The organism is Corynebacterium sp. NPDC060344 (assembly GCF_042725215.1).
Classification (GTDB): domain Bacteria; phylum Actinomycetota; class Actinomycetes; order Mycobacteriales; family Mycobacteriaceae; genus Corynebacterium.
Window position 1 is genome coordinate 255989 of sequence record NZ_JBHXCS010000003.1, and the last position, 16962, is coordinate 272950.

General features: G+C 69.7%; 12 protein-coding genes. 10 read left to right on the forward strand and 2 right to left on the reverse strand.

What is annotated here, in order from left to right; translation table 11 throughout:
• Positions 1-48 precede the first annotated feature (48 nt).
• Entirely contained in the window at positions 49-1416 is a 1368-nt protein-coding gene (locus ACFWGD_RS06105; protein ID WP_377777705.1) for a benzoate/H(+) symporter BenE family transporter, read from the reverse strand.
• A gap of 149 nt (positions 1417-1565) precedes the next feature.
• On the opposite strand from ACFWGD_RS06105, the gene ACFWGD_RS06110 reads away from it, so the two are divergent.
• Positions 1566-2042: a hypothetical protein gene (locus ACFWGD_RS06110; protein WP_377777706.1), complete on the forward strand. Its 477-nt coding sequence runs from the start codon at positions 1566-1568 to the stop codon at positions 2040-2042.
• Between the two features lie 313 nt (positions 2043-2355).
• The gene (clpX, locus tag ACFWGD_RS06115; protein WP_377777707.1) at positions 2356-3618 is read left to right on the forward strand and encodes an ATP-dependent Clp protease ATP-binding subunit ClpX; all 1263 of its coding nucleotides are present in this window, start codon (positions 2356-2358) and stop codon (positions 3616-3618) included.
• Between the two features lie 101 nt (positions 3619-3719).
• On the opposite strand, the gene ACFWGD_RS06120 is transcribed toward clpX, so the two are convergent.
• The gene (locus ACFWGD_RS06120) at positions 3720-4502 is read right to left on the reverse strand and encodes a TetR/AcrR family transcriptional regulator (protein ID WP_377777708.1); all 783 of its coding nucleotides are present in this window, start codon (positions 4500-4502) and stop codon (positions 3720-3722) included.
• A 218-nt stretch (positions 4503-4720) separates the two neighbouring features.
• Here ACFWGD_RS06120 and ACFWGD_RS06125 point away from each other — a divergent pair, with 218 nt between their 5' ends.
• From ACFWGD_RS06125 to rpmA, 8 genes are all read left to right on the forward strand, one after another.
• Positions 4721-5704, forward strand: coding sequence for a malate dehydrogenase (locus ACFWGD_RS06125; protein ID WP_377777709.1), 984 nt, complete (start codon positions 4721-4723; stop codon positions 5702-5704).
• 90 nt (positions 5705-5794) lie between these two features.
• Positions 5795-8596 carry a valine--tRNA ligase gene (locus tag ACFWGD_RS06130; RefSeq protein ID WP_377777710.1) on the forward strand — a complete coding sequence of 934 codons (2802 nt, stop codon included), beginning with the start codon at positions 5795-5797 and terminating at the stop codon, positions 8594-8596.
• Positions 8597-8880: 284 nt separating this feature from the next.
• Positions 8881-10353, forward strand: a complete 1473-nt coding sequence (locus tag ACFWGD_RS06135; protein ID WP_377777765.1) for a bifunctional folylpolyglutamate synthase/dihydrofolate synthase — start codon at positions 8881-8883, stop codon at positions 10351-10353.
• A 59-nt stretch (positions 10354-10412) separates the two neighbouring features.
• Complete coding sequence (locus ACFWGD_RS06140) at positions 10413-10874, forward strand: DUF4233 domain-containing protein (RefSeq protein WP_377777766.1); 462 nt, start codon at positions 10413-10415, stop codon at positions 10872-10874.
• A 57-nt stretch (positions 10875-10931) separates the two neighbouring features.
• Positions 10932-11342, forward strand: a complete 411-nt coding sequence (gene ndk, locus ACFWGD_RS06145; RefSeq protein ID WP_377777711.1) for a nucleoside-diphosphate kinase — start codon at positions 10932-10934, stop codon at positions 11340-11342.
• A gap of 302 nt (positions 11343-11644) precedes the next feature.
• Positions 11645-15889 carry a translation initiation factor IF-2 N-terminal domain-containing protein gene (locus ACFWGD_RS06150; protein WP_377777712.1) on the forward strand — a complete coding sequence of 1415 codons (4245 nt, stop codon included), beginning with the start codon at positions 11645-11647 and terminating at the stop codon, positions 15887-15889.
• A 316-nt stretch (positions 15890-16205) separates the two neighbouring features.
• On the forward strand, positions 16206-16514 hold the full coding sequence (gene rplU / locus ACFWGD_RS06155; protein ID WP_046650490.1) for a 50S ribosomal protein L21: 309 nt from the start codon (positions 16206-16208) through the stop codon (positions 16512-16514).
• 34 nt (positions 16515-16548) lie between these two features.
• The gene (rpmA, locus tag ACFWGD_RS06160; protein WP_046650489.1) at positions 16549-16815 is read left to right on the forward strand and encodes a 50S ribosomal protein L27; all 267 of its coding nucleotides are present in this window, start codon (positions 16549-16551) and stop codon (positions 16813-16815) included.
• Positions 16816-16962: the final 147 nt, after the last annotated feature.

Here is a 16962-nt window from a genome sequence, read left to right on the forward strand (position 1 = left end):
CGATCGCGTCGGATCGGGCGGGTGGGGGCCGATGTGTTCGCTGTCCGGTCAGTGACCCTTCGGGGGTGCCGCGGGGGTGCGATCGAGGAGCATGACCACGATGACGCCGATGACAAGGCCCCAGAACGGCGCCGAAATGCCGAACAGGCTCATCTCCGAAAAGGTCACCAGGAAGCACGCCAGCGCCCCGGCCGACGCGGCGCCGGAAAAGCCCGCCAGGAAGGCGTTTTTCAGCGGCGCGAACATGGCCACGCCGGCCAGCGTCGCGATGAACGCCGCGGGCATCGCCAGGATCGCGCCCGTGAACGCCGGGGCGATGAGCCCCACGCCGATGGAGAAGATGCCGCACGCGATCGCCGCGGCGTAGTGGTTGCGCTTGGGCCCCTCCGCGACGAGCAGCGCGTTGGTCGGCCCGGTCAGGCACGTCGGCGTCGATCCGAGGAACGCCAGCGGGATGGTGGCCACGCCCGACGCCGTCGCCGCGACGTTGGTCGGCGGGCGGTGCCCGGCCGCGCGCAGCACCGCGACGCCCTGCCCGTTCTGCACGATGACCACCGTGATCGCCAGGGGGATGACCAGCTCAATCGTCGCCGCCCACGAGAATTCGGGCATGGTCAGCACGGGCGCGGCGACGATGCCGCCGTCGAGCGCGCCGTCGCGGAACCGTCCGAATGCCACGGCCACGACGGTGCCCACGCCCGCTGCCAGGGCGACCGGTGGCAGGAGCTTTGCGACGGACGAAACCGTCGAGAGGCCCACGAAAATCAAGATCATCGGCAGGGCGATGACGGGGTCGGTGAGAGAGGCGTCGATGAGCTCGAGTCCGAAGCGCAGGAAAATGCCCGCGACCATGGCCATGACCACCTGCGGCGGGAGCGCGTCCATGATGCGCCCGACCAGGCCGGTCCAGCCGAGTGCGATGACCAGGATGCCCGTGAGGATGTACGCGCCCAGGACCTCGGCGAACTCGAGGTGGGACAGGGCGTCGCCGGCGATGACGGTGCCGGGGATGGTCCAGAAGTACGCCTGCGGCGAGCGGTACCACCAGCTCATCGCGATGGTCAGCAGACCGTTGCCCAGGAAGACGCCGAAGATCCACGACGACACGAGGTCGCCGCTGAGGCCGGCGCCGCCGTCGGCCGCGGCGGCCGCGGCGAGGATGACCGCGATCGGGCCGGATGCCGCGAAGAGCAGCGCGACGAAGGCAGAGCCGACGGCGGTGGCGGACATGTCCGAGACGATCTGCCGGAGGCCGGGGCGCTCGGCCGTCGACGGTTCCAGCGCGAGGAGTGCCTTCGGGCGGCGGCGGGGTTCGTGGCGCTGAGGTTTGGAGGTGGGCTGCGGGTTTTCGTCCGGAGTGGGCTGGGGATCGTGCTCTGCCGCCGATGGTGTGGCCTGTGTCCTGCTGGTTTTCATGGTGCTCCGTGGGGCGTTGGTGGGCGGCGGCGTGCGGCGCGCCGAGTGTGAGGTGGCTCTCACCGTACGGACGAGTTCGCAATACGGCAATGTGTGCGGTAAGCGAACGGTCTCGGGGTGGGAGTGGCGCCGGTCGGTAGGGTTGGGGAATGTCGATCACCTCCGTGTTTTCCGGGTCCCGCACCTCCGCCTTCTCCGGCGCCGGCACCCGCTCGCTCGTCGCACCCCGCCGCGCCCGGTCCCGCTCCCGCACCCGCTCCCGCGTCCCCGAGTCCGTGCGCCTGGCCACCGTCGTCGTCCCGCTGGCCGGCGTCGGCGCCCTGCACTTCCCGCCGCAGACGGCGCGCGTCGTCGACCGCTTGATCCCGGATTTCCTGCCGGGCCCGAAGCGCGCGTGGACGGTCGGCTCGGGCGTCGCCGAGGTCGGAACCGCCGCGGCGCTCATGGTCCCGCGCACTCGCCCCGCCGCCGCCGTCGTGGCAACGGGCCTGCTCACCGCCCTGTGGGCCGGAAACTTCCAGATGGCCTGGGACTGGCGCGACGCCAGTCCCAAAAAGCGCGCCATCGCCTATGGCCGCCTGCCCCTGCAGATCCCGCTCATCGCCGCCGCCTGGTCCCTGCGCTGATCTCGCGGCGGCGGTTGGGTCGCTGCGCTGGGTTCGACGCGGGCGGATCGGACCGTCGTCAAGCGGAAAACGGGCGACGGCGCGCCGGGCCGCCACGGCTGATGGGACCCATCCGGGATGGCGGCTAGGCTGGGTGCGATCGAGCCCGACCCCACCGCCGGTGGCGGGGACGGGCCCGGCGGAATAACGTCGACGCGTCCGGGGTTGCCTCCGTAAGGAGGCCGCACCAACGGCCGGGATCGGCGCGGCGCGGAAATGGACGCGCCGGTGGACTTTCGCCGACGACACGACAGGAAGCGGGGCCGGACGGGATATGGCACGTATGCAGGAAAGCGCCGATCTGCTGAAATGCTCCTTCTGCGGGAAGAGCCAGAAGCAGGTCAAGAAGCTCATTGCGGGACCGGGCGTCTACATCTGCAACGAGTGCATCGAGTTGTGCAACGAGATCATCGAAGAAGAGCTCAACGTCGGCTCGGCACCGGAGGACAGCGGCGATCGCCTGCCGCGACCCGTGGAGATCCGCGACTTCCTCGACGAGTACGTCATCGGCCAGGACGTGGCCAAGCGCACGCTCGCCGTGGCGGTCTACAACCACTACAAGCGCATCCGCGCCGAGGAGCAGGGCGCGCGCGACGACGTCGAGCTGTCGAAGTCGAACATCCTCATGCTGGGCCCGACGGGCTGCGGCAAGACGCACCTGGCGCAGACGCTGGCCCGCAAGCTGGACGTCCCCTTCGCCATCGCCGATGCCACGAGCCTGACCGAGGCCGGCTACGTCGGCGAGGATGTGGAGAACATCCTGCTCAAGCTGCTGCAGGCGGCCGATTTCGACGTGGCCAAGGCGCAGCGCGGCATCATCTACGTCGATGAGGTGGACAAGATCTCGCGCAAGTCGGAGAACCCGTCCATCACCCGCGACGTCTCGGGCGAGGGCGTGCAGCAGGCGCTGTTGAAGATCCTCGAGGGCACGGTCGCCGCGGTGCCGCCGCAGGGCGGGCGCAAGCACCCGAACCAGGAGTTCATCCAGTTCGACACCTCCAACGTGCTGTTCATCGTGGCGGGCGCGTTCGCCGGCCTGGAGAAGGTCGTGCAGGAGCGCGTGGGCAAGAAGGGCCTGGGCTTCGGCGCGGACGTGCACTCCAAGTCGGACGTCGACGAGGTCGACCCGTTCGGCGAGGTGCTGCCGGAGGACCTGATCCGCTTCGGGCTGATCCCGGAGTTCATCGGCCGCCTGCCGGTCATCGCGTCGGTGACCAACCTTGACGAGGACGCGCTGGTCCGCGTGCTCACCGAGCCGCGCAATTCGCTGGTGCGCCAGTACGAGCGCCTCTTCGAGATGGACGGCGTGGAGCTGCGCATCGACGACGACGCCCTGCACGCCATCGCGTCGAAGGCCATCGAGCGCAAGACCGGCGCCCGCGGCCTGCGCGGCATCATGGAGGAGATCCTGGTCCCGGTCATGTTCGACGTCCCGGACCGCGACGACATCGCGCAGGTGGTCATCCACCGCGGGTGCGTCGTCGATGGCGAGGCGCCGGAGCTGGTGCTCGCCGAACCGGACGAGCGCAGCGCGTAGGTTCCCGTGGGCCGTCGCAAAGCTCCTGCTTGACGACGCCCACCGCACGAAACGGCCCGGCCCCCACATCGAAGGGGCCGGGCCGTTTGTGCCGTCTGGCGCTACTCGTCGTCGTACATGTCGGTGAACGCGGGCGCGACGTCGCCGTCGGCGCGCTCGTCGAGGATGGCGGGGGAGTCGTCGGCGTAGACCTCGTCGACCAGGCGCGGCTCGACCTTCCGGCGCGGGGTGGTGGTGACGTAGGACGTGCCGTGCTGCCACGTCGTCGACGCGGTGAGGAAGCCGGTCACCGCGTCGCGGGCCATCTCGCGCAGGCGGTCGATGAGGGTCTCCGACGTCAGCTCCAGGCTGTACAGATTGCCGAAGGTGCGCTCGTTGAGCGTGGGGAACTGCGCCATCGACGCGACGATGTAATAGATGTCCAGGGCGGAGACGTCGGTGCGGAAGGCGCCGTAGTCGCGGCCCAGGAGCAGCACGCGGTCGAACTCGAGGACGATGGGGGACTGCTCCGCCATCGCCGACGACTCCTCCAGCGGGAGGATCGGGTGCATGTTCTCCTGCGCGATGAAACGCACCGCCGACGGGTTGTTGGCGAAGCAGTCGAAGATGACGCCGACGACGTGGCGCAGCACGTCGACGGGGACCTCCGAGTCGACCCGCAGGGCATCGGGGTCGGGGCGCAGCAGGCCGAGCACGTGGTTCATGGTCGTGCGGTAGAGGCCCATCTTGTCGCCGCAGTGGTAGTGCAGCATGCGCTTGGAGACGCCCGACGACGACGAGATGGCGTCGAGGCGGGCATCGGCGTACCCCTTGGCGGTGAATTCGCCGAGCGCCGCCTCGAGGACGGCGTGGGGGATCGCGTCGGTGCTCCCTGAGGCCTTCATGTATCGCCTTTCCTGGGTTTCGGGTGGTCCCCCGACGGTGATCGGGGGTGTCCGCCCCGCTTGTCGCGGCGTGTGGCCGGAAAAAGGGGAAATGGTGGGGCGGATCCGCTTCATGCTATCGATATTCGTCCGCCGCTGGCCCCGTCCTCCCCCATCTGCGCAGTGGGCGATGCCGCTATATCGTTGGGCGCGTAAGCGAATCCAAGGAAAGGACCATCGTGAGCGTTTCCCCCGTGAAGGTTGCCGTCACCGGCGCCGCCGGCCAGATCTCGTACTCCCTGCTGTTCCGTCTCGCCCATGGCGACGTCTTCGGTTACGACGTCCCCGTGGAGCTGAACCTCCTCGAGATCCCGGCCGCACTGGGCGCGACCGAGGGCGTTGCCATGGAGCTGCAGGATTCCGCGTTTCCGCTGCTGCGCGGGATCAACGTCACCGACGACCCGAACAAGGCCTTCGATGGCGCCAACGCGGCGTTCCTCGTCGGCGCGAAGCCGCGCGGCAAGGGCGAGGAGCGTTCCGCCCTGCTGTCGGCCAACGGCAAGATCTTCGGCCCGCAGGGCCAGGCCCTCAACGATCACGCCGCGGACGACATCCGCGTGCTGGTCGTCGGCAACCCCGCCAACACCAACACCCTCATCGCCAACGAGCACGCGAAGGACATCCCGTCCGACCGTTTCACCGCGATGATGCGCCTGGACCACAGCCGCGCCCTGTCGCAGCTGGCCGGCAAGCTGGACCGCACGGTCACCGATTTCGAGAAGGTCGTCGTGTGGGGCAACCACTCCGCGACGCAGTTCCCGGACGTCACCTACGCCACCGTCGGCGGCGAGAAGGTGTCGGATCTGGTCGAGCAGTCGTGGCTGGACGACGAGTTCATCCCGCGCGTGGCCAAGCGCGGCGCGGAGATCATCGAGGTCCGCGGTTCCTCCTCGGCCGCGTCGGCCGCCTCCGCCGCCATCGACCACATGCGCGACTGGGTCCAGGGCGTCCCGGGCGATGACTGGGTGTCCGTGGCGCTGCCGTCGGATGGTTCCTACGGCATCGACGAGGGCCTGGTCACCGGCATGCCGTGCCGCTCCGTCGACGGCAAGTGGGAGATCGTCCAGGGCCTGGAGATCTCCGACTACCAGCGCGCCCGCATGGACGCCAACGTCGAGGAGCTGCGCGCCGAGCGCGAGGCCGTCGCCGACCTGCTGCCGTAGGTCCCGCCTCCGTAGTCGGCCCGCAGCCGGACCGCATTGGTCCGGGAGGGGCCGTCGCAAAGCACGATGCTTTGCGACGGCCCCTTCGCCATGCCGGGGCGACTGCCGCAGACGTGGTGGGCGGTGCGATCCGGGCGACCCTCTAGACTGTCCGACGTGACCAACGCCGAGAATCTTCCGAACCGCGCCGACAATCTGCCGAAGTCGTGGAACCCCTCCGAGGTGGAGGCGGATCTCTACCAGGGCTGGGTGGATGCCGGGTACTTCACCGCCGACGCCACCAGCGACAAGCCGGCGTATTCCATCGTGCTGCCGCCGCCGAACGTGACCGGCCAGCTGCACATGGGCCATGCGCTGGACCACACGCTGATGGACGCGCTGGCCCGCCGCAAGCGGATGCAGGGCTTCGAGGTGCTGTGGCTGCCGGGCATGGACCATGCGGGCATCGCCACGCAGACGAAGGTCGAGGCGCAGCTGAAGGAGTCGGAGGGCAAGGACCGCTTCGATTACGGGCGCGAGGAGTTCATCGACCGCGTTTGGGAGTGGAAGAAGGAGTACGGCGGCAAGATCGGCGGCCAGATGCGCCAGATCGGCGATTCCGTCGACTGGTCGCGGGAGCGGTTCACGCTTGACGACGGCCTGTCGCGCGCCGTGCAGACCATCTTCAAGGAGCTGTTCGACCAGGGCCTGATCTACCGCGCGAAGCGGATGGTCAACTGGTCGCCGGTGCTGCAGACGGCGATCTCGGACATCGAGGTCAAGTACGAGGACCGCGACGGTGAGCTGGTGTCGTTCCGCTACGGCGAGGGCGAGGAGTCGATCGTCGTGGCCACCACCCGCGTGGAGACGATGCTCGGCGACGTCGCCGTGGCCGTGCACCCGGACGACGAGCGCTACACGGCGCTGGTGGGCACGACCCTGCCGCACCCGTTCCGCGACGACCTGTCGCTGCAGGTCATCGCCGACGATTACGTGGATCCGGAGTTCGGCACCGGCGCGGTGAAGATCACCCCGGCGCACGACCCGAACGACTTCGCCATGGGCCAGCGGCATGACCTGGACATGCCGGAGGTCATCGACAAGACCGGCACCATCGCCGGCACCGGCACCCGCTTCGACGGCATGGACCGCTTCGAGGCGCGCGCCGCGGTGACGGAGGCGCTGCGGGAGCAGGGGCGCATTGTCAAGGAGATCCGCCCGTACGTCCACTCCGTGGGCCATTCGGAGCGTTCCGGCGAGGTCATCGAGCCGCGCCTGTCCGAGCAGTGGTGGGTCAAGGTGGACAAACTGGCCCAGATGTCCGGCGATGCGATCCGGAAGGGCGATACGACCATCCACCCGGCGTCGCAGGAGCCGCGCTGGTTCGACTGGGTCGACGACATGCACGACTGGTGCATCTCGCGCCAGCTGTGGTGGGGCCACCGCATCCCGATCTGGTACGGCCCCGAGGGCGAGATCGTGTGCGTCGGCCCGGATGACAAGGCGCCCGAGGGCGAGGGCTGGACGCAGGACCCCGACGTGCTGGACACGTGGTTCTCGTCGGCGCTGTGGCCGTTCTCCACGATGGGCTGGCCGGAGGCCACCCCGGAGCTGGCCAAGTTCTACCCGACGTCGGTGCTGGTCACCGGCTACGACATCTTGTTCTTCTGGGTCGCGCGCATGATGATGTTCTCGACCTTCGCCGCCACCCTGCCGAATTCGCCGCTGGGCGAGGGCACCGACGGCCGCCCGCAGATCCCGTTCACCGACGTGTTCCTGCACGGCCTGGTGCGCGATGAGCAGGGCCGGAAAATGTCCAAGTCCCTGGGCAATGGCATCGATCCGCTGGACTGGGTGCGCGACTACGGCGCCGACGCGCTGCGCTTCACCCTGGCCCGCGGCGCGAACCCCGGCTCGGACCTGCCGGTGGGCGAGGATTCGGCGCAGAGCTCGCGCAACTTCGCCACCAAGCTGTTCAACGCCACCCGATTCGCGCTGATGAACGGCGCCCGCGTGGGCGATCTGCCGGCGCGCGAGACGCTGACCGACACCGACCGCTGGATCCTCGACCGCCTCGAGCAGGTCCGCGCGGACGTCGACGGTGCGCTGGACAAGTACGAGTTCGCCAAGGCCAACGAGGCCCTGTACCACTTCGCGTGGGACGAGTTCTGCGACTGGTACCTGGAGATGTCCAAGGTGGACTTCCCGCGCCTGGCCGAGGGCGAGGAGCCGACGGCCGAGCAGGCCGCCCGCTCCGAGTCGACGCGCCTGGTGCTCGGCCATGTGCTGGATGTGCTGCTGCGCCTGCTGCACCCGACGATCCCGTTCGTCACCGAGGTGCTGTGGAAGGCACTGACCGATGGCGACGAGGGCACGCCCGAGTCGCTGGTCATCGCGTCGTGGCCGGTCGAGGGCGAGGCCAATGGCGGCACCGCTGCCGATGCCGACGCCGCCCGCCGCATCGACGACGCCCAGAAGCTGGTCACCGAGGTCCGCCGCTTCCGCTCCGACCAGGGCGTGAAGCCGTCGCAGCGCGTGCCCGCCCGGTTCGACGCCGCCGCGGCCGATCTGGCCGAGCAGGAGGGCATCGTCCGTTCGCTGGCGCGCCTGGAGACCCCGGAGGACGGCTTCACCGCCACCGCCTCCATCGAGGTCCGCCTGTCCGCGGCCACGGTGACCGTGGAGCTGGACACCTCCGGCACCGTCGACGTCGCCGCCGAGCGCAAGCGCCTGGAAAAGGACCTCGCCGTCGCCGAGAAGGAGCTGTCCGGCACCGAGAAGAAGCTGGGCAACGAGTCCTTCCTGGCCAAGGCCCCCGATGCGGTCGTGGACAAGATCCGCGCCCGCCACCAGGTCGCGCGCGAGGAAATCGAGCGCATCACCGCCCGACTCGAGGGACTGCCGAAGGCATGACGCGACCCAACGACGACGGCCGGGGAGACGACGAGCTCCGTCTGATCCTCGATGGCCTTGATGATCTCGATGACGTCAATGACGTCAATGACCTTGCTCCGGCCGACCAGGCGGCCGGCGAGCCTCTCGAGCTGGCCGACGACGACGGTTTCGACCCCGCCACCGCCCAGATCGTGGAGGACACCGAGCCCCGCGAGCTGGCGGCCGACGGCGCGAATGCCGCGGCCGAGGAGCGCGACGGCGGCGCCGACGTGGACCTGCTGGGCCGCTTCGGCGCGGTGTCCATGGACGAGGAGGGCCTGAGCCTTCCCGTCGACGTCGACCAGCCCGTCAACGCTGCGGCCTCCGAGGAGGTCACGGCCGACGATCTCGCCGACCTCGCCGCCGTCGAAGCCGAGCTGGACACCCGATGGCCGGAGACGAAGATCGACCCGTCGCTGGAGCGGATCGAAAAGCTCATGGACCTGCTCGGCAACCCCGAGCGGTCGGCGCCGGTCATCCACGTCGCCGGCACCAACGGCAAGACGTCGACGGTGCGCATGATCGAGTCGCTGGTCCGCGCGCTGGGCCGCCGCACCGGCCGCACCACCAGCCCGCACTTGCAGTTGGCCACCGAGCGCATCGCCATCGACGGCTCGCCGCTGCACCCGCGCGATTACGTGCGCATCTGGCGCGAGATCGAGCCCTACGTGGAGCTCGTCGACGCCGCCTCCGAGGCCGAGGGCGGCCCGCGCATGTCCAAGTTCGAGGTGCTCACCGCCATGGCCTACGCCGCGTTCGCGGACGCCCCGGTCGACGTCGCCGTCGTCGAGGTCGGCATGGGCGGCACGTGGGACGCGACCAACGTCGCCCACGCCGACGTCGCGGTGGTGTGCCCGGTCGGGCGCGACCACACCGACTACCTCGGCGAGACGCTGACGGAGATCGCGGGGGAGAAGGCGGGCATCATCAAGTCCCGCTGGAACGCCGATGATCTGCTGGCGCCGCCGGACAACGTCGCGGTCATCGCGGAGCAGGAGCCGGAGGCCATGGAGGTCCTGCTGGCCCGCGCCGTCGAGTGCGACGCCGCCGTCGCCCGCGCCGGCGCCGAGTACGGCGTGGTGGCGCACACCCTGGCCGTCGGCGGGCAGAACCTGACGCTGCGCGGCCTGGCCGGCGAGTACGAGGACATCCACCTGCCGTTGCACGGCCCGCACCAGGCCCGCAATGCGGCCACGGCGCTGGCCGCGGTGGAGGCGTTCTTCGGTGCCGGGCCGGGCCGGCCCTTGAGCATCGACGCGGTTCGCGAGGGCTTTGCGACGGTCACGTCGCCCGGCCGCCTCGAGCGCGTCCGCTCCACGCCGACGGTGTTCGTCGACGCGGCCCACAACCCGCACGGGGCGAAGGCCCTGCGCGAGGCGCTGACGGCGGAGTTCGAGTTCCGCAAGGTCGTCGGCGTCGTCGCGGTGCTCGGCGACAAGGACGCCCGCGGCATCCTGGAGGAGTTCGAGCCCTACTTCGAGGAGCTCGTGGTCACGCAGAACGCGTCGCCGCGGGCCCTGCACGTCGATGATCTGGCCGACCTGGCCGAGCAGATCTACGGCGAGGAACGCATCCACCGCATCGACACGCTGCCGTCGGCGGTCGAGCTGGCCATCGCGCTGGCGGAGGAGACCGACTCCGGCGACGGCATCGTGAGCGGCTCGGGAGTGGTGGTCACCGGTTCGGTGGTCACCGCCGGCGAGGCGCGGACCCTGTTCGGAAAGGACCCCCAATGACCGACGCCCGATCCACCGGACGGCCGGATGGCGACGACGCCGGCCGTCGTGAAGCGAACATGACCGCCGAGGAATTGCGCGCCTACCGCGAGGGGCGCGACCTGTCCGGCGGCGGCAAGTACGGGCCGCTCGGCGCCGGCCACGCCCCGGAAAAGGACCCGATGAAGGGGCTGCGCGGCGTCATGGCCGGCACCCTGATCATGCAGGCCATTTCCGTGTGGTTGGGGTTGACCGTCGTCGCGCGCGTCGATGGCGGCGGGCTGTTCGGCACGACCTTCGCCATCTGGTACATCGCGCTGCTGGGCCTGGCCATGGTGGTGCTGGCGTTCCTGCAGAAGAAGTCGTGGGCGCTGCCGGCGAACATCGCGCTGCAGGTGCTCGGCGTGCTGGCGATCCTCGCGCACTGGTCGATGGGCTTCGTGGGCATTTTCTTCGCCATGGTGTGGGCGTACATCCTGCACCTGCGCAAGAACCTCATCGCCCGGATGGAGCGCGGGCTGCTGACGACGCAGCACCTGTGATGCGTGCCACGCCTCCCCGTCGCACTGCGGAGGCCGCGGGGAAGTAGGATGCAGCGCATGACCGAACGCACTCTGATTCTGATCAAGCCCGACGGCGTCCGCCGCGGCCTCGTCGGCGAGGTTCTCGCCCGCATCGAGCGCAAGGGCCTGAAGCTGGTGGCCATGGACCTCCGCGTCGCCGACAAGGCCACCGCCGAGGAGCACTACGCCGAGCACAAGGAGCGCCCGTTCTACGGCGAGCTCGTGGACTTCATCACCTCCGCCCCGCTGGTCGCCGGCGTGGTCGAGGGTCCGAACGCCATCGCCGCGTGGCGCCAGCTGGCCGGTGGCACCAACCCGGTCGAGGCCGCCACCCCGGGTTCCATCCGTGGTGACTTCGCCCTCGAGGTCGCGGAGAACATCGTCCACGGCTCCGACTCCGCCGAGTCCGCCGAGCGCGAGATCGGCATCTGGTTCCCGAACCTCTAGGTCGCGGTTTTTCCGCCGGTGTCCGGCGGTCCGTTTCACCGGCTTCCCGCATTTGCGTGCGGGGGGCCGGTTTTCGCGTGTTCGGGGCGTGCGGGTGGCGGCATTGGTCGGTCGGGTGTGCGACAATGGCGGGCGTACGCCGCGTTCGCTCCGCGATTTACTGGAACGACGTTGACCGCAGAACGCCCGTACGCCGACAGAACTTGAATAAAACGACGATCGCCGCTTTCGCGGCCCCCGGACTTGCGCGCGTTCGCGCTGGTCGGCGCGTGGGCCTGGCGGCTTGAGGAGAACCGCATATCGTGCTGGATTTCAGCGACAACACCGTGTCGAGCGCCCGTGATTTCGATCGGGCGGCGGCGCCGGAGAAGATGCGCGTGCATGCCCTGGCGAAGGCCGTGGGCGTCACGTCGAAGGATTTGATCGCCGCCCTGGGGGAGTTGGGCGTGGCCGTGAAGTCGGCGTCGTCGTCGGTGGCGGCGGCCGACCGGGATCGCTTCCTGGATGCGGTGGCTGGTTCGGCTTCGCTTGACGACGCCCCGGCGGCCCCGAAGTCCGCCGCGAAGAAGCCCGCCAAGAGGGCGGCAAAGAAGACGGCGAAAAAGGCGTTCGCGGCGAAGGCGCCGGAGAAGGCCGCCGAGGAGCCTGCGGAGGAGTCCGCCGACAACAAGGCGGAGGAGAAGCCGGCAAAGAAGACGGCGAAGAAGTCCTCCACCAAGAAGGCCGCCACCAAGAAGTCCGCCGCGAAGAAGTCAACCAAGCGCACGGCGGGCAAGAAGGCCGCCCCGGCGAAGAAGGCCGACGACGTCGACGTCGCCGAGACCATCGTCGCCGACGCCCCCGACACCCCGGAGCCGGTCGAAACCGACACCCAGGCCGCCGAGACCACCGACGCCACCGAAGCCCCGAAGAAGGCCACCCGCCGTTCGCGCTCCCGCCGCACCGCCAAGCGCACGGTGTCGAAGCCGGCCGCGCCCGCGAAGAAGGCCGATGACGTCGAGGTTGCCGAGCCGATCATCGCAGCCGCCGCCGACTCCGCCGACTCTGCCGACGCCTCCGACACCACCGAGGGCGATCACCTCGTCGAGGTCGTCCCGCCGGTGACGCCGCCGCCGGCGGAGCCGACCTTCGCCATCCCGGTGTTCATGGCCCCCGAGCCGGTCTCCGTGGTTTCCGCGGGCACGTCGACGGCGTCGGCCGACGCCATCGCCGATGCCGTGGACGACTCGGTCGATTCCGGCTCCAGCTCCGACGCTGACGCCGATTCCCGCTCCACGTCGTCGGACGACTCCGACGAGTCCCGGGAGCCCCGTCCGCGCCGCCGCCGTCGTGGCCGCGGCCGTGGTCGCGGTGGCCAGGACGACTCCGCCGCCGACGAGGGTTCGGCGAAGGGCGGGGACGACCGGGACGTCGCAAAGCAGGACGGCAAGAAGCAGAATCAGCAGGCCCCGAAGGCCGACGAGCCCGGCGATGCCGAGCCGGAGGTGCCCGTCGTCGACGAGCCGGTGGCCATCAAGGGCTCGACGCGGCTGGAGGCGCAGCGGCGCCGTCGCGCGGACCGCCGCGCTGAATCCCGCAAGCGCCACGTGATTTCGGAGGCCGAGTTCCTGGCCCGCCGCGAGTCCGTCGAGCGCACCATGGTCGTGCGCGAGCGCCGCCGCCACGACAATCAGGGCATGGTCACGCAGGTCGGCGTGCTCGAGGACGACCTGCTGGTCGAGCATTTCGTCACCTCCGACACGCAGACGTCGATCATCGGCGACATCTACCTCGGCCGCGTGCAGAACGTGCTGCCGAGCATGGAGGCCGCGTTCATCGACATCGGCACCGACCGCAACGGCGTGCTGTACTCGGCGGACGTCAACTGGCGCGCGTTCGGCTCGTCGGGGCGCTCCCGCCGCATCGAGCATGCGCTCAAGGCCGGCGACCAGGTGCTGGTGCAGGCGACGAAGGATCCGCTGGGCCACAAGGGCGCCCGCCTGTCCATGCAGATTTCGCTGGCCGGCCGGTTCCTGGTCTACGTGCCGGGCGGCCACAGCGCGGGCATCTCGCGCAAGCTGCCGGAGCCGGAGCGCAAGCGTTTGAAGGAGATCCTCAAGGAGGTCACCCCGTCGGGGTCGGGCACGATCATCCGCACCGCCGCGGAGGGCGTGCCGAAGGAGGCCATCGCCGCGGACGTGAAGCGGCTCGAGGGGCTGTGGCAGGACATCGACAAGCGCACGGCGGAGGCGAAGAACCGCAAGGGCGCCAAGCCGCAGACGATGTACGAAGAGCCGAACATGCTGATCAAGGTCGTCCGCGACCTGTTCAACGAGGACTTCTCCCGCTTGGTCGTCGAGGGCGACAAGGCGTGGGGCATCGTGCGCTCCTATGTCGACGAGGTCGCGCCGGATCTGGCCGACCGCCTGCAGCGCTACCGTCCCGAGCAGCATGGCGGCGAGGACGTCTTCGCCCACCACCGCATCGACGAGCAGCTGGCAAAGGCGCTGGACCGGAAGGTGTGGCTGCCGTCGGGCGGCACGTTGATCATCGAGCGCACCGAGGCGATGACGGTCGTCGACGTCAACACCGGCAAGTTCACCGGTGCCGGCGGCAATCTCGAGGAGACGGTCACCCGCAACAACCTGGAGGCGGCGGAGGAGATCGTCCGCCAGATGCGCCTGCGCGATCTCGGCGGCATGATCGTCGTCGACTTCATCGACATGGTGCTGCCGGAGAACCAGGACCTGGTGCTGCGCCGGCTGAAGGAGGCCCTGGGCCGCGATCGCACGCGCCACGAGGTCTCCGAGGTGACGTCGCTGGGCCTGGTCCAGATGACCCGCAAGCGCCTGGGCACCGGGCTGTTGGAGACGTTCTCCACCACCTGCGAGGCCTGCGATGGCCGCGGGCTGATCATCCACGTCGATCCGGTCGACCATGATCATGAGCCGCAGCAGGGCCGCCACAAGGGCCGCCGCCAGCAGTCGCCGGGCAAGCACCCGGTGGCCGAGGCGATGCACCGCCACGATCACAAGGATGATCGCAAGGACGACCGCGGGGACTCCGCGAAGGATTCCGGCGATGCGCCGCAGGACGAGCAGCTTGACGACGCCTCGCGCGGTTCCTCCTCCGACGACCGCGCCCAGTCCGGCGGCTCCGGCCGCCGCCGTCGTGGACGCCGTGGCGCGCGCCGCGGTGGCGGCTCCGAGCAGAGGCAGGATCAGGGCCGCGACGAGCAGCAGCACCGTGACGACCGCGTCGAGGAAATGTCCGAGGAGGACCGCTCCGTCGACGAGTCGGTGACCCGCGCCGAGTCGGAGGAGTCGCGTCCGCCGCGCCGCCGCCGTCGCGGCCGCCGGTCCACGTCGCGTGGTCGCGGTGACGCCGATGGCTCGCGCCGCTCCGATGAGTCGGGGTCGGATGATGAGGGGTCGCGTCGTCGTGAAGCCAGCCGCGGCAACCGCGACGAGCACGCCGACGTCGGGGATGCCCTGGCGCGCGTGGCCGCGCAGGCCGTGGCGGAGGCGAAGGACAAGGATCCGGACGAGCCGTCGGACGACCGCTATGTGTCGCGATCGGCCCGGCGCCGTCGCCGTCGCGTGGTGCACGCGTCGCAGCAGGCGCAGGAGTCGCAGGGGCAGGAGCAGGACCGGGACACCAAGTCTGACCGGAATGTGAAGGCCGACCGGGATGCCAAGTCTGACCGTGATGGGAAGGCTGAGCGGGATGCGAAGTCTGACCGTGATGCGAAGGCGGCGCGTGGTGGCAAGCGGAAGTCGGACGAGTTGTCCCGGACCCCGGAGCGCACCGTGTCCGTCGAGTCGAAGCCGAAGCGCGGTGCCGAGGATGCCCCGGCCGAGCCGGAGTCGTACGAGGAGGCGTTGGCGGCCTTCGAGAAGTCGCCCCGCCGCAACCGCCCGACCCGTGGCCGCTCGCGGTCCGATCATGCGCCGAAGCCAGAAGATTTCGGTGCCGGTGAGGGTGCCGCGAAGGGCTCGGGCAAGGATTCCGGCCAGGACTCCGGCAGCGATGGCGCCAACGAGCGCGGTGGCCGTGTTGGCCGCGGTGCGCGGGGCTCCCGTGGCCGCGTGCGCCGCAGCGTCAGCTCCAAGTCCGGTGGCGCGAAGGATGCGCCGGCGATGAGCGCCGATGCTCCCAAGGAGCAGCCGAAGGAGCAGTCGAAGGGCCAGTCGAAGGATCAGTCCGAGGGCCAGTCGAAGGGCGCGCCGAAGGGTGCCGCCACCGAGGCTCCCGCCCGTCGACGTGGCCGCCGCCGCGCGGTCCGCCGCGTGACCACCCATGGCGACGCCGACACCTCGGGCTCGCAGCAGGATTCCCTGCAGGGCTCGCAGGAGCAGGAGTCGCCGAAGCAGGACGCGCCCAAGAAGCGCGCGGCCCGCAAGAGCACGGCCAAGAAGAATGCGCCCAAGCAGGACGCCGCTTCGAAGTCGAACTCTTCCGGGGAGAAGGGCGGAGGGGAGAAGGGTGGCGTCGCAAAGCAAGGCGATGCCGACTCCCAGCCCCGCCGCGGCCGCCGCCGCGCAGTCCGACGGACCACGCGCGGCTAACGCCCCACCCGCCGGCGACTGGTGACTATGGCCCCCGACCCGCGAAGCACATCGCGGGGCGGGGGCCATCGCGCCCGAATCGCCCGGCCCAACCGGCGGCGGCGGAGCGCAGTTTGTCATTTGCGGGGGCGATTCGCTAGTCTTGACCAGTCGCTGTTCAGAGGCGTATCGGGCATGCCCGAATCGAGCCCGTGCCGGGCACGCGGAAACCCGCGACAACGAGCCATGAGGCCCGCCCCTGAACGCAGAAGAAACTGTCCATGTCGAGGGACTTACGTGCCTCGAGTCGAGTAAACGAAAAAGGGGTAGCCCTCCTATGTACGCGATCGTCAAGACCGGCGGCAAGCAGTACAAGGTTGCCGAAGGTGACCTCGTCAAGGTCGAGAAGATCGAGGGTGAGCCGGGTTCCACCGTGGCTCTCACCCCGGTTCTGCTCGTCGACGGCTCCGACGTCACCTCCGACGCCGAGAAGCTTGCCAAGATCACCGTGAACGCCGAGATCGTCGAGGCCGCCAAGGGCCCGAAGATCCGCGGCATGCACTACAAGAACAAGACCGGCTACAAGCGTCGCTTCGGTCACCGTCAGCCGCTGACGGTGCTGAAGATCACCGGCGTTTCCAAGTAAGCCACCGAAACAAGCTTTTCCTTAAGGAGGAATCATGGCTTCTAAGAAGGGTGCATCCAGCACCAGCAACGGCCGCGACTCCGAGGCCAAGCGCCTCGGCGTGAAGCGTTTCGGCGGCCAGCAGGTCAAGGCCGGCGAGATCCTGGTCCGCCAGCGCGGTACCTCGTTCCACCCCGGTGAGAACGTTGGTCGTGGCGGCGACGACACGCTCTTCGCCCTCAAGGCCGGCGCCGTCCAGTTCGGCACCAAGCGCAACAAGCGCACCGTCAACATCGTCGAGGCCGAGACCGCCGAGGCGTAAGCCCCACGGTTTCTCCCGGGCGGTCGGTTTTTCGCCGGCTGTTCCGGGTGCCTCCACCGCCGCCCTGCGTTTCGACGCGTGGGCGGCGTTGGCGTTTTCGTGCCGGGAGGATGCCACTGCCGCCGCTCCGCGTTTCGACGCGTGGGC

Coding starts and splice junctions, on each gene's coding strand:
- ACFWGD_RS06105 (WP_377777705.1), bottom strand. CDS start 1,416: ATGAAAACCAGCAGGACACAGGCCACACCATCGGCGGCAGAGCACGAT.
- ACFWGD_RS06110 (WP_377777706.1), top strand. CDS start 1,566: ATGTCGATCACCTCCGTGTTTTCCGGGTCCCGCACCTCCGCCTTCTCC.
- clpX (WP_377777707.1), top strand. CDS start 2,356: ATGGCACGTATGCAGGAAAGCGCCGATCTGCTGAAATGCTCCTTCTGC.
- ACFWGD_RS06120 (WP_377777708.1), bottom strand. CDS start 4,502: ATGAAGGCCTCAGGGAGCACCGACGCGATCCCCCACGCCGTCCTCGAG.
- ACFWGD_RS06130 (WP_377777710.1), top strand. CDS start 5,795: ATGCCGGGGCGACTGCCGCAGACGTGGTGGGCGGTGCGATCCGGGCGA.
- ACFWGD_RS06135 (WP_377777765.1), top strand. CDS start 8,881: ATGGACGAGGAGGGCCTGAGCCTTCCCGTCGACGTCGACCAGCCCGTC.
- ACFWGD_RS06140 (WP_377777766.1), top strand. CDS start 10,413: ATGACCGCCGAGGAATTGCGCGCCTACCGCGAGGGGCGCGACCTGTCC.
- ndk (WP_377777711.1), top strand. CDS start 10,932: ATGACCGAACGCACTCTGATTCTGATCAAGCCCGACGGCGTCCGCCGC.
- rplU (WP_046650490.1), top strand. CDS start 16,206: ATGTACGCGATCGTCAAGACCGGCGGCAAGCAGTACAAGGTTGCCGAA.
- rpmA (WP_046650489.1), top strand. CDS start 16,549: ATGGCTTCTAAGAAGGGTGCATCCAGCACCAGCAACGGCCGCGACTCC.